This is a genomic window from Devosia equisanguinis (genome assembly GCF_900631955.1).
GTDB lineage: Bacteria > Pseudomonadota > Alphaproteobacteria > Rhizobiales > Devosiaceae > Devosia > Devosia equisanguinis.
On record NZ_UZWD01000054.1, the window covers coordinates 1 to 10,845 of the forward strand.

At 63.0% G+C, this 10,845-nt stretch carries 12 protein-coding genes and 1 riboswitch; of the genes, 8 read left to right on the top strand and 4 right to left on the bottom strand.

Annotated features, from left to right (window positions below):
• Positions 1-624: 624 nt before the first annotated feature.
• Positions 625-933 (top strand): Dabb family protein, encoded by a 309-nt coding sequence (locus tag DEVEQU_RS18590; protein ID WP_126152103.1) that lies wholly within the window; start codon positions 625-627, stop codon positions 931-933.
• 35 nt (positions 934-968) lie between these two features.
• On the opposite strand, the gene DEVEQU_RS18595 is transcribed toward DEVEQU_RS18590, so the two are convergent.
• Both DEVEQU_RS18595 and DEVEQU_RS18600 read right to left on the bottom strand, forming a co-directional pair.
• Entirely contained in the window at positions 969-1,706 is a 738-nt protein-coding gene (locus DEVEQU_RS18595; RefSeq protein WP_126152104.1) for an arginyltransferase, read from the bottom strand.
• Between the two features lie 117 nt (positions 1,707-1,823).
• A complete protein-coding gene (locus DEVEQU_RS18600) occupies positions 1,824-2,342 on the bottom strand; it encodes an RDD family protein (protein WP_126152105.1) in 519 nt (172 codons plus the stop codon).
• Between the two features lie 155 nt (positions 2,343-2,497).
• On the opposite strand from DEVEQU_RS18600, the gene DEVEQU_RS18605 reads away from it, so the two are divergent.
• Positions 2,498-3,436: a DMT family transporter gene (locus tag DEVEQU_RS18605; protein ID WP_126152106.1), complete on the top strand. Its 939-nt coding sequence runs from the start codon at positions 2,498-2,500 to the stop codon at positions 3,434-3,436.
• An 18-nt stretch (positions 3,437-3,454) separates the two neighbouring features.
• On the opposite strand, the gene hemB is transcribed toward DEVEQU_RS18605, so the two are convergent.
• Positions 3,455-4,465, bottom strand: coding sequence for a porphobilinogen synthase (gene hemB, locus DEVEQU_RS18610; RefSeq protein ID WP_206437889.1), 1,011 nt, complete (start codon positions 4,463-4,465; stop codon positions 3,455-3,457).
• 96 nt (positions 4,466-4,561) lie between these two features.
• Between hemB and DEVEQU_RS18615 the strand changes: the two genes are divergently transcribed.
• Positions 4,562-4,951 (top strand): hypothetical protein, encoded by a 390-nt coding sequence (locus DEVEQU_RS18615; protein WP_126152107.1) that lies wholly within the window; start codon positions 4,562-4,564, stop codon positions 4,949-4,951.
• Between the two features lie 9 nt (positions 4,952-4,960).
• On the opposite strand, the gene DEVEQU_RS18620 is transcribed toward DEVEQU_RS18615, so the two are convergent.
• Entirely contained in the window at positions 4,961-5,695 is a 735-nt protein-coding gene (locus DEVEQU_RS18620; RefSeq protein WP_126152108.1) for an MmyB family transcriptional regulator, read from the bottom strand.
• Between the two features lie 155 nt (positions 5,696-5,850).
• Here DEVEQU_RS18620 and DEVEQU_RS18625 point away from each other — a divergent pair, with 155 nt between their 5' ends.
• The 5 genes from DEVEQU_RS18625 to glyA all read left to right on the top strand — a co-directional run bounded on the left by DEVEQU_RS18625 (position 5,851) and on the right by glyA (position 10,680).
• Entirely contained in the window at positions 5,851-6,270 is a 420-nt protein-coding gene (locus DEVEQU_RS18625; protein WP_126152109.1) for a hypothetical protein, read from the top strand.
• A gap of 284 nt (positions 6,271-6,554) precedes the next feature.
• Complete coding sequence (gene ldtR, locus DEVEQU_RS18630; protein ID WP_126152110.1) at positions 6,555-7,064, top strand: transcriptional regulator LdtR; 510 nt, start codon at positions 6,555-6,557, stop codon at positions 7,062-7,064.
• Positions 7,065-7,329: 265 nt separating this feature from the next.
• On the top strand, positions 7,330-8,595 hold the full coding sequence (locus DEVEQU_RS18635) for a L,D-transpeptidase family protein (protein ID WP_126152111.1): 1,266 nt from the start codon (positions 7,330-7,332) through the stop codon (positions 8,593-8,595).
• Between the two features lie 297 nt (positions 8,596-8,892).
• The gene (locus tag DEVEQU_RS18640) at positions 8,893-9,105 is read left to right on the top strand and encodes a DUF6898 family protein (RefSeq protein WP_126152112.1); all 213 of its coding nucleotides are present in this window, start codon (positions 8,893-8,895) and stop codon (positions 9,103-9,105) included.
• 73 nt (positions 9,106-9,178) lie between these two features.
• Positions 9,179-9,262: riboswitch (ZMP/ZTP riboswitch) on the top strand.
• Between the two features lie 119 nt (positions 9,263-9,381).
• Positions 9,382-10,680, top strand: coding sequence for a serine hydroxymethyltransferase (glyA, locus tag DEVEQU_RS18645; protein WP_126152113.1), 1,299 nt, complete (start codon positions 9,382-9,384; stop codon positions 10,678-10,680).
• Positions 10,681-10,845 lie beyond the last annotated feature (165 nt).

A 10,845-nucleotide genomic window follows, 5' to 3' on the forward strand; every position in this document is an offset into this window, starting at 1 on the left:
GCGACTCACTGATGGACCCCCTCCCTCAATCCCTCCCCTCAAGGGGGAGGGAGGCGAAAGCGCGCTGAGTCCACCTCAGTTTGAAATGGTCTAGATCACTTCAAACCGAGATGAATTTTAGGCTCTTTGGCGTACCAACAAGCCCGGCACTGTCCTTGGGTAGGGAAACCGCCCGGCGCCTGTCACCGACCTTTCCCAGAACGCGATGCAACTCCTCCCCCTTCTCCAGGGGGAGGCCGGGTGGGGGTTCTGTAGGCTCAGCAAACTCCCATCGGCGAACGGATTTTCGGTTGGTTCAGCGCTCCACCCTCAATCCCTCCCCTCAAGGGGCAGAGAGGCGAAAGGGACCTGAAAGCGTTACCAATAAGCCCGACATAAAAACCGCCCCTGGCTAGGATAACCAGCCGGCGCCTTTCACCGACCTTTCCCAGAACGCGATGCAACTCCTCCCCCTTCTCCAGGGGGAGGCCGGGTGGGGGTGTGCAACACGCTCAAACCCCTGTGCGGTCTTCACCCAACAAACGCGCTTCCGCCCTCGGCTCACCGTGCGCCCCACTTTGCCACGCCTCATCAGGACTCTATGCTTGAGCATCCTCGGCTAACCGACTCTGGAGACTCGGCAAAATGATCCGTCACTGTGTGTTCGCCCGCTTTCGCGCCGATGTGACCGAAGAGGCGCGGAACGGTATTTACGCCGAACTTGAATCTTTACGTGAAGTCGTTCCCGGCTTCCTCGCCATGAGCGCCGGCCCCAATATCTCACCCGAAGGTCTGCACAAGGGTTTTACCGAGGGTTTCGTCATCGACTTTGCCGATGAGACCGCGCGCGACACCTATCTGGTCCACCCCGCCCATCAAGCTGCCGGCGGCCGCCTGGTCGCCGCCCTGGATGGCGGCATTGACGGTCTCATCGTCTTCGATATCGCTGTGTAATCGCGTCCGAAAGCATCCACGCTTACCACCAGATGTCACCGCTGTGGTTGTAGCGGCACCCAGCCCAGCGGACCGCGCTGGACTTCCAATGGCTGGAAATGCGCCTTGTAGGCCATTTTTGGGGAGTTCTCGACCCAGTAGCCGAGATAAACATAGCGCAGATTGGCGGAGCGCACCTGGGCGATATGGTCGAGAATCAGGAAAGTGCCGAGGCTGCGATGCGTCATCTCGGGATCGTAGAAACTGTAGACCATCGAAAGCCCGTCCGGCATCACATCGGTGAGTGCCACGGCTATCAGCTGTTGGTCGGCATGGTCGCGGAGCCGATATTCCACCAGCACTGACTGCACCGGCGTGTCCTCGACCATGTATTCATAGTCCTGGAAACTCATCTGCGTCATCCCGCCGCCGACATGGCGGGCATCGAGATAGCGCTTGAACAGTTCGAACTGCTCCGATGTCGCCGCCGTCGGACGCACGGTGATGGCGATGTCGCTATTGCTGTTGAGCACGCGTCGGAAGCGCCGCGACGGCGCGAAATCGCCGGCCACGATACGCACCGATTGGCAGGCATTGCACCCCTCGCAGGCCGGGCGATAGATCAGGTTCTGGCTGCGGCGAAAGCCGTTATCGCTGAGCAGATGATGCAGCGCCGAGGCCCGACGACCCGTCAGATGCGTAAACAGCTTTCGCTCCGTGCGTCCCTCGAGATAGGGACACGGCATGGCGGCCGTCAGGAACAATTGGGTATTGTCAGGGGTCTGGTCGGTCATTGGCGAGCCAATTGCGCAATACCCCAGTGTAACCGCCCCAACCGTCCCCTGCAACGCCACCGCAGTCACTTTGGCGTCTTTTCGGAAAAGCCCGGTTGGCGCTGTGGGGCCTGCGCCTCAATAGGCGTCCAGTTCCTCGTCCCGCATCCGCTGCCAATGGCGGATCATCGGCGAGCGGCGGACCATGAGCGTGCCCATGATCAGGTCGTGGATCATCTGCCGGCGCGGCGTGAACAGCGCGAACAGCACAGCGATCGGCCAGGAAATCCAGAATGTCGCCCAGAACAGCAGGGCATGGAAGAAGGCCATCCAGCCATCCAGCGGCTGCCCACGGGTCGGGGTCAGCACGATATCCATCGTCTGCATCCCGATGGTGGCACGCCGGTTCGAACCGAGCGTGGCCGCATAATAGATCACCACCGCTGCCGGCACGAAGAAGAAGATCGAGAGCCAGCCCAGCCCGAGCGTGAAGATACCCAGAATGAAACCACCCATCGCCACCGCCATCACGATGAACGAAATCAGCACGGTGTCGATCATGAAGGCCGCGAGCCGGCGCGTCAGCAGCCCCTCGAACAATTCGGGGGCCGTTTCGGGATCGGGCAGCATCGGGCGGGCGGAATATTGGGTGCTCATGGCTGACAAATTGTCACGGAAAGGCCGCAATGCAAGAGGGGCGGGCACAGAAATGATCCCGTGGCTGTCCCACAGCTGCCGCGGGGGTTAGAGTGGGGCAATTCCCACCTCTCACGAGTCGCCGGAACCAGCCGGCGCCGCCCCGGAAGCCATTCATGTCCAAGCCCGTTTCGCCCGCGCCGCTGACGCATCAGCCCCTGCGCGGCCTCGTCCTCATTCTGGGCGCGACGCTGCTCTTCGCCTATAACGACACCACCAACAAGCTGCTGATCACCGAATACAACGTGCCCATGGTAGCGGCCATCCGCTACATCACCCATTGCCTGCTGATGCTGGCTCTGGTCGCGCCGTTCCACGGACGCGACATGGTGCGCACCACGCGCACCGGGCTGGTGCTGGTTCGCGCCGCCAGCCTCGCCTTGGGCTCATTCCTGGTCAGCCTGGCCCTGCAGCGCATGCCGGTGGCCGAAACCACGGCCATCGTCTATCTCTGCCCGGTGCTGGTCGTGCTGCTGTCGGGCCCGCTGCTCAAGGAGAAGGTCGGACCAACCGCCTGGCTTGCGGCCCTGTTGGGCTTTGCCGGCGTGCTGCTCATCGCCCGGCCGGGCAGTGGCCTCGATCCGCTCGGCGTGTTGTTCGTGCTCGGCAATGTGGTTGTATCAACCGCCTATAACCTGCTCTCGCGCGTGCTGGCGCATACCGAGCGCACCATGGCCATGCTGTTCTATTCGGCCCTGGTTGGTGCCATCGGCTTCGGCATTTTCCTGCCCTGGACCCTGCATGGCGCCGCGCCGACCGCGCTGCAACTGGTGCTGTTCGCCGGCCTTGGCGTCTCCGCCTGGCTCGGCCATTACCTCTTCACCCAGTCCTATCGTTATGCCCCGGCGGCGCTGGTCGCGCCGATGACCTATATGCATCTGGTCTGGGCCGGCGTCCTTGGCTGGCTGGTCTTCGGCCATGCGCCCGAGCCCATCGCCCTGGCCGGCATGGGCCTCGTCGCCATCGCCGGCATGATCAGCGCCATCCGCCGCCGCCGCGGCCAACGCCCGGCCCAGCTCGCCGCCGAAGATGGTACGACGGAACGCGCGGGTTAGAACGGCCGCGAAGTCCGGTCAGCCCAGCTTCCGCGCCATTTCCAGCGCGTAATAGGTCAGAATCCCGTTCGCGCCGGCGCGCTTGAAGGCCCAGAGGCTTTCGAGCACCGCCGCATCGCGGTTGATAGCGCCGGCGGCCCCCGCCAGCTCGATCATCGCGTATTCCCCGCTCACCTGATAGGCATAGATCGGCACGTTGAAGGCGTCGCGGGCGCGGCGCACGATGTCGAGATAGGGCAGGCCGGGCTTGACCATGATCGAGTCCGCCCCCTCGGCGATATCCTGCTCGATTTCCCGCATCGCCTCGTCCGAATTGGCGTAGTCCATCTGATAGGTGCGCTTGTCGCCCTTGAGCCGGCTGCCCGAGCCCACCGCCTCGCGGAACGGCCCGTAGAAGCACGACGCATATTTGGCGGCATAGGACATGATCTGTATCTGCTCGAAGCCTGCATCGTCGAGCGCCGCGCGAATGGCGGCGACGCGGCCATCCATCATGTCGGATGGAGCGATGATATCGGCGCCGGCCCGCGCCTGCACCAGCGCCGACCTGACCATGGCCTCGACGGTCTCGTCGTTGAGGATTTCGCCGTCGCGCACCAGCCCGTCCTGGCCATCGCTCGAATATTCGTCCAGCGCCACGTCGGCGATCAGCCCGATTTCGGGCACCGCATCCTTGATCGCCGCCAGTGTCCGGCACATGAGGTTGTCCGGATTATAGGCCTCGGCGCCATCCTCGGCGCGCAGATGGTCCGGCGTATTGGGGAAAATCGCCAGCGCCGGAATCCCGGCATCGCGTGCCGCCTTGGCCGCCTCCACCATCAGATCGATGGACCGCCGCTCCACCCCCGGCATGGTCTTGATCTGGGTGCGCTCGTTCTGCCCTTCGATGACGAAAAGCGGCCAGATCAGGTCGCGCGGCAGCAATTGGGTTTCTCGCACCATGTCGCGGCTCCATTCCGTGCGCCTTGTGCGGCGCAAGCGGTGCCCGGCCAGAAAGGACATGTCGTGGCGGGGCCAGTTCTGCGTCATGGGTCGTCTCCTGTTCTGCCGCCTGCTTAGCAGGCCCACCGCGTGCTTTCCAAGGCAATGCTTGTCGCAGGGGCAGCCAGGCGATATTGGAGAGCCATGCTGTTCAAGGCTCCCGCCCTCGCCATCTATATCCGCATCATCGCCATCGTCGCCCTGCTGCTGGGGTTGAACGATGCCGCGCGCCTCTTGGGCATCAATCTTGGCGCGATCAGTCCGCTCGAGACCATGGGCTCGACCGCCTTCGCCTATCTCGGCGTTTTCACCGTGGCGCGGCTGTTCGCATCGGTTGGCCTGTGGATCAAATCCAGCTGGGGGGCCTTCCTGATGATGGCGACCACCGTGGTCGAGCTGGCGCTCTATATTGCCGGCAATCCCGATGTACGCATCTCGGCCATCGGCTTCGGCATCCGTATCGTGATCGCCGCCGCCGTCATGGTTGTGTTCGTTCTCGACCTGCGACTCAATCGCGCCCACGCCGCCGACTGAGGCCTGATCTCACCCCGCCGGGTGAAACTGCTCGATGGTGATTTCCTCGGCCAGCGCATCCTGCGGCCCGCCAAAGCTGGTTACCGTGGTGAACCAGCGCGTCACCGCCCCTTCGATGCGGAATTCCAGCGGCAGCAGCGCCAGGTGCCGTTGGCTCTCATGGGCATGCACCAGCGCCGCCGCATCCTCCTGCCGCAAGACCCGTGCCAATACCTTGGCCGGCTCCGAGGACGGCCCATGCCGGCGCACCGCCTCGCGCAGCCGATGCACCAGATAGCCCGCGACCTCCGGCCAGTTGAGGATCGACTCGCGCGTCGGCCCTGGCTGGCACACCAGGTCTGCGAGATTGTATTGTCGCGGCGTGGTCTCGCTGGCGCCGATCAGCGCCAGGGCCGGCGCATTGGCCTCCAGAATCCAGAATGCCCCGTCGAGCACGATGGCGGGGTAGGGCATATGCGCCCCGAGCAGCAGCAGTGCCGCCCGGCGCAACTCTGCCATGGAAGGGCTCAGCCAGTCGCTGTCCCCGAACTGCGGCGCAAATCCGGCCGCCACCAGTAGCGCATTCCGCTCCCGCAGCGGCAGCCCCAGCGCCTCGGCCAGCCGCAGCACCATGGCAGCGCTCGGCCGTGCCCGCGCCGTTTCGAGGAAGGAGAGATGGCGCGGTGACACCTCGGCGGCGAGCGCCAGCGCCATCTGGCTCATGTCGCGGCGGTTGCGCCAATCGCGCAGGGCGGTGTCAAACATGGCCTTTTGCTCCTCGCAGCACACTGACCCGTCGGTCAATTTCGTCCCATCCACATTGCCCCGATCGGGGAAACAATTCCATTACCTCTGAGGGAATTGCGGTCATGACCTGCGCTGGCCAATGGTGGCGGTCGAACCCATTGGGAGACCCGAACATGACTGCCTTGACCCCCGCCGCATTGCTCCGCGACCCTCACACCATCTACCGAGCCGATACCGGCATTTGCGTGGGTGGCGCGCTGCTGCTGATAGCTCTCGCCGAGCCTCTGAGCCTGCTGCTTGGCTGGCCCCTGCCATCGGCGCACCTCACAGCTGCCGGCATCTTCCTCCTGTTCTGGGCGGCCTGTAACTACGCAATCGGCAAAATCGCCCGTCCCGCGCCCGCTCTGGTCTGGCTCAATATCGCCGGCGACTGCAGCTGGGTGCTCGTCTCGATCGCACTGGCTGCGGTACATGCGTCCACACTCACCCCTCTGGGCATGGCTTTGCTTCTGGGGCAGGCGGCTGGGGTTGGCCTGGTCATCGCCACCAAGCTGGCTGGCGTCGGGCGTCTGACCCGTCCGCTGTCGGCCTGACCTTTCCGAGAGGTCGCCAAGCCGTCACGCCCTGGTTCGCCGCTGGCGATCCGGGGCGTCGTGCCCTTGGGGCGCGGAATGGAAAACAGGACCTGAACGGGGTCTTTACCCCTCGGAAAGGTTACAATTTTATCACCCGGTGTAACGAAGCATAAAGGCAAATTCTCATTGCTTTCCAGTAAGATAGTTTTAAGCGTGCGGCTTAGGGCGATCTTAGTCGGGTGGCCGTAGTTTGGCCTCATGAGATGCGAAAAATCGCACGTTGATTGAACAGTGAGGCACAAATGGCAATCAAATCGAACGCAGCTGAAGCCCTGGCACCGACCCAGACCGAAAGTCTCAAGCCCCTCTACCTGGAAGCCGTTGCACGCGTCGAGCGTCTGCATCGCCGCCTGCTCGACCTGATCAAGGACGAGTTCGACCGCATGGGCTGGGATGACATCAACCCAGTACAGGCCCTGTTGATGTTCAACATCGGCGATGCCGAGCTGACCGCCGGCGAACTGCGCTCGCGGGGCTACTATCTCGGCTCGAACGTTTCCTACAATCTCAAGAAGCTGGTCGAAACCGGTTACATCTTCCAGGAGCGCTCGCGCACCGACCGTCGTTCGGTCCGCATCCGCCTGACGCCCAAGGGCGAAGAAGTGGCAGAGGTCATCGACGAGCTCTATGACCGTCACCTCAAGTCGATCGACAAGGTCGGTGGCCTGGGCGACGACGAATTCGACGGCCTCAACAAGGCTCTCGCTCGCCTGGAACGTTTCTGGGTCGACCAGATCCTCTACAAGCTCTGACAGCATGGCCCCTGAACAGGGGACATCGCATGGGTCCCGCGCGTGTTGCCTCCGTGCTACACCTGTGCGCGAACGCCGGCCGCAAGGCCGGCGTTTCTTATTTGCGCCGCATTATCAGTTCAGCCGCTGTTACGTGGTTGGAAACCATTTCCTGACTATGGGTAAAACGGGCCGGATGGTTCACAAGGCGTTGAGGCCGTTGTGATGCCGGTCTTTGCGATGATATCGCGCCAGTGATCAGGCTGGTGATCTATTGGGTGACTCAATGCGGCTGACTCGACGTTCCTTTATCCAAACTCTTGCCGTGGCCGGCGCCGCCGCCACGCTGCCATCTGCCTATGCTCAGGACGCTGGTGAATCCGTCTGGGACATGATCGGGCGAAATCGCGTGCTGCGCGACGCTGACCAGGGCGGCAACACCGCCACGGCCCAGGCTCTGATCGCCACCAATGAGCCGATCCTGTCCTTTGACACGCTTTATAATCTGCAGCTGGCCATTTCCCAGTACGAGCCCTTTGTGGCCGCCGGCGGCTGGGAAGAAATCCCGCAGCAGGCCTATGGCCTCAACCTCGGCAAGTCCTCGCAGGCCGTTGTCGCGCTCAAGCGCCGCCTGATCTCTTCGGGCGATATGCCGCTGACCGACCGCATCAACGATCTTTTCGACCAGCCCACCGATCTCGGCGTCCGCGCCTTCCAGGCTCGCCATGGTCTCGTGGTCAATGGCCAGGTCGACGAAGCCACCTGGTACGCCATGAACGTGCCGGCTGCGACCCGCCTGCAGCAGCTCTATCTCAACTATACCCGCGTGCAGAAAATGGCCGCGGAACTGTCCGATCGCTATGTGGTGGTGAACATTCCTGCCGCCACCATCGAAGCCGTTGCCGGCGGCATGGTCGAGCAGCGCCACACCGCCGTGGTCGGCCGCGTCGAGCGCGCCACCCCGATCCTGGCCAGCAAGATCCACCAGATCAATTTCAATCCCTACTGGCACGTCCCCAAGTCGCTGGTCCGCCAGGACCTGACCAAGTATATGCAGCAGGACCCGCAATACCTGGCCAAGCAGCATATCTTCATCTATGACGGCAGCGGCAATACCATCGATCCCACCACCATCGACTGGACCAATATAACCGACCAGCAGGTGAACTACATGTATCGCCAGGAGCCCGGCGCGGAAAATTCCATGGGCCACTGCAAGATCAACTTCTTCAACAAGCACGACGTTTATCTGCACGACACGCCCTCCAAGGCGCTGTTCGGCGAGAACGCCCGCTTCCACTCCTCTGGTTGTGTGCGCGTCGAGGGCGTCAACGAAATGGTCACCTGGCTGTTGCGCGACAATGGCGACTGGGATCGCGGTCGCGTCGACAGCACCTTCGCCTCGCTCCAGCGCCTCGATGTCGCTCTCAAGGTCCAGGTGCCGATCCACACCACCTACATCACCGCCTGGGCCAACAAGCAGGGCACCGTCAGCTTCCGCGACGACGTCTACAAATTCGACGAACAGGGCAAGATCACCTTCGACGCCTGATCTTTTCCACCAGCCATCAAACCAAACCTCCGGATTTTCCGGAGGTTTTTTGCTTTTGGGGATACGCGTGCGGCGCAATGCGCGTTGTCTCTTGCTCGTCGGGCGACGCAAAGAGCTCGGCTTCTGCTCTCCCTCCCCCTTCTACAGGGGGAGGCTAGGTGGGGGTGCTGCAGGCTCGGCAAACTCCCACTACCGAACCGACTCTCGGATCGTTCGGCCCCCTCGCAAGGGCAGGGCGCCGCACAAGCGTTGAGACCCCTAGCCAAATCCTGTAGCGTCCCTATCGCAGGAGGAGCGATGAGCCAGGGCCAGGTCTTTTTCGAATTTACCCAGGTCGGGCAGATGATGCGCGTCGCCGCCATCGACGAGGCTACCGGCATCGAGGTCGTGGTCATCGCGCCGGTCAACGCCGCCAAGGGGCACATGGAACGCCTCGCCATGGCCAAGCTGCGCAAGAAGCTCGAGACCACGGCCACCGCTCCGCTCCCCACCCGCGGCAAGCTGGCCTGACCATTTCGCCCCATGCTCCGCCGCGATGCGACCGATCGCCCCTTCACAGGCGCGCGGTTCTGCGCCATAACGGAGCCGTTCGCGCGACTGGCGAGAAAGAGATGGGCAACCATCGGGGAACGCGAACCTTGTAGAGCCGCTCGCCTGGGCACCCATCCGTAAACCAGGGGAGCCCTATGCCTTTTGCTTATCCCTCCCGGCCTTGGAATCGTGCTTCGCAGCATGATATGAGCGCCGTCATGTCCACCCATTCGTTTTCCGCGAGGTTTTAGTCCCATGAGCGCCACATCGTCCTCGCTCTATCCGCAGTTTTTCTCCAATACGCTGGCCGAGACCGATCCCGAAATCGCCCAGGCGATCCAGGATGAACTGGGCCGCCAGCGCCACGAGATCGAGCTGATCGCCTCGGAAAACATCGTCTCCCGCGCCGTTCTCGAGGCGCAGGGCTCGATCATGACCAACAAATATGCCGAGGGCTATCCGGGCAAGCGCTATTATGGCGGCTGCCAGTTCGTCGACGTCGCCGAAACCCTGGCCATCGAGCGCGCCAAGCAGCTGTTCGGCGCCAGCTTCGCCAATGTGCAGCCCAATTCCGGCAGCCAGATGAACCAGGCCGTGTTCCTGGCCCTCTTGCAGCCCGGCGACACCTTCATGGGCCTGGATCTCAATTCCGGCGGTCACCTGACCCATGGTTCGCCCGTCAATATGTCCGGCAAGTGGTTCAACGTCGTCTCCTACGGCGTGCGCAAGGACGACCATCTGCTCGATATGGACGAAGTCGAACGCCTCGCCCATGAGCACAAGCCCAAGCTGATCCTGGCCGGCGGCACCGCCTATTCGCGCATCTGGGACTGGAAGCGCTTCCGCGAGATCGCCGACTCCATCGGCGCCTATCTCATGGTCGACATGGCCCACATTGCCGGCCTCGTCGCAGGTGGCGTGCATCCCTCGCCGGTGCCCCATGCCCATGTCTGCACCACCACCACCCACAAGAGCCTGCGCGGGCCACGTGGCGGCATGATCCTCACCAATGACGAGGATATCGCCAAGAAGATCAATTCGGCTGTCTTCCCCGGTCTGCAGGGCGGTCCGCTGATGCACGTCATCGCCGCCAAGGCCGTGGCCTTCAAGGAAGCGCTGCAGCCCGAATTCAAGGCCTATGCCCAGCAGGTCGTGGACAATGCCCGCGCCCTCTCCGACACGCTCAAGTCCCATGGTCTCGACGTCGTCTCCGGCGGCACCGACAACCACCTGATGCTGGTCGATCTGCGCCCCAAGAATGCCACCGGCAAGCGCGCCGAGGCGGGTCTCGGCCGCGCCTATATCACCTGCAACAAGAACGGCATTCCTTTCGATCCGGAAAAGCCCTTCGTCACCTCCGGCATTCGCCTCGGCACTCCGGCGGGCACCACCCGTGGCTTTGGTGTGGCCGAATTCCAGGAGATCGGCTCGCTGATCGTCGAAGTGCTCGATGGCCTGCGCGAAGCCAATTCCGACGAGGGCAATGCCACCGTCGAGGCGGCCGTGCGTGAAAAGGTCAAGGCGCTCACCGCCCGCTTCCCCATCTACGCCTGATTTGACCGACACTGGGGTGCCCGACCGGGCACCCTCACCAAACAGGTCGAGTCATTTTCGTCATGCGAACACCGCCGGGGCCCTTTCGCCTCCCTCCCCCTTGAGGGGAGGGAATGAGGGTGGGGGTCCATCAGTGGATCACTGAACCACCCCCCACCCTCATTC

Bases quoted from the DNA above. Each gene is read 5' to 3' on its own strand.
- ldtR (WP_126152110.1), top strand. From the start codon at position 6,555: ATGGCAATCAAATCGAACGCAGCTGAAGCCCTGGCACCGACCCAGACC.
- glyA (WP_126152113.1), top strand. From the start codon at position 9,382: ATGAGCGCCACATCGTCCTCGCTCTATCCGCAGTTTTTCTCCAATACG.
- DEVEQU_RS18595 (WP_126152104.1), bottom strand. From the start codon at position 1,706: ATGACCGACCAGACCCCTGACAATACCCAATTGTTCCTGACGGCCGCC.
- DEVEQU_RS18620 (WP_126152108.1), bottom strand. From the start codon at position 5,695: ATGTTTGACACCGCCCTGCGCGATTGGCGCAACCGCCGCGACATGAGC.
- DEVEQU_RS18635 (WP_126152111.1), top strand. From the start codon at position 7,330: ATGCGGCTGACTCGACGTTCCTTTATCCAAACTCTTGCCGTGGCCGGC.
- DEVEQU_RS18605 (WP_126152106.1), top strand. From the start codon at position 2,498: ATGTCCAAGCCCGTTTCGCCCGCGCCGCTGACGCATCAGCCCCTGCGC.
- DEVEQU_RS18590 (WP_126152103.1), top strand. From the start codon at position 625: ATGATCCGTCACTGTGTGTTCGCCCGCTTTCGCGCCGATGTGACCGAA.
- DEVEQU_RS18600 (WP_126152105.1), bottom strand. From the start codon at position 2,342: ATGAGCACCCAATATTCCGCCCGCCCGATGCTGCCCGATCCCGAAACG.
- hemB (WP_206437889.1), bottom strand. From the start codon at position 4,465: ATGACGCAGAACTGGCCCCGCCACGACATGTCCTTTCTGGCCGGGCAC.
- DEVEQU_RS18625 (WP_126152109.1), top strand. From the start codon at position 5,851: ATGACTGCCTTGACCCCCGCCGCATTGCTCCGCGACCCTCACACCATC.
- DEVEQU_RS18615 (WP_126152107.1), top strand. From the start codon at position 4,562: ATGCTGTTCAAGGCTCCCGCCCTCGCCATCTATATCCGCATCATCGCC.
- DEVEQU_RS18640 (WP_126152112.1), top strand. From the start codon at position 8,893: ATGAGCCAGGGCCAGGTCTTTTTCGAATTTACCCAGGTCGGGCAGATG.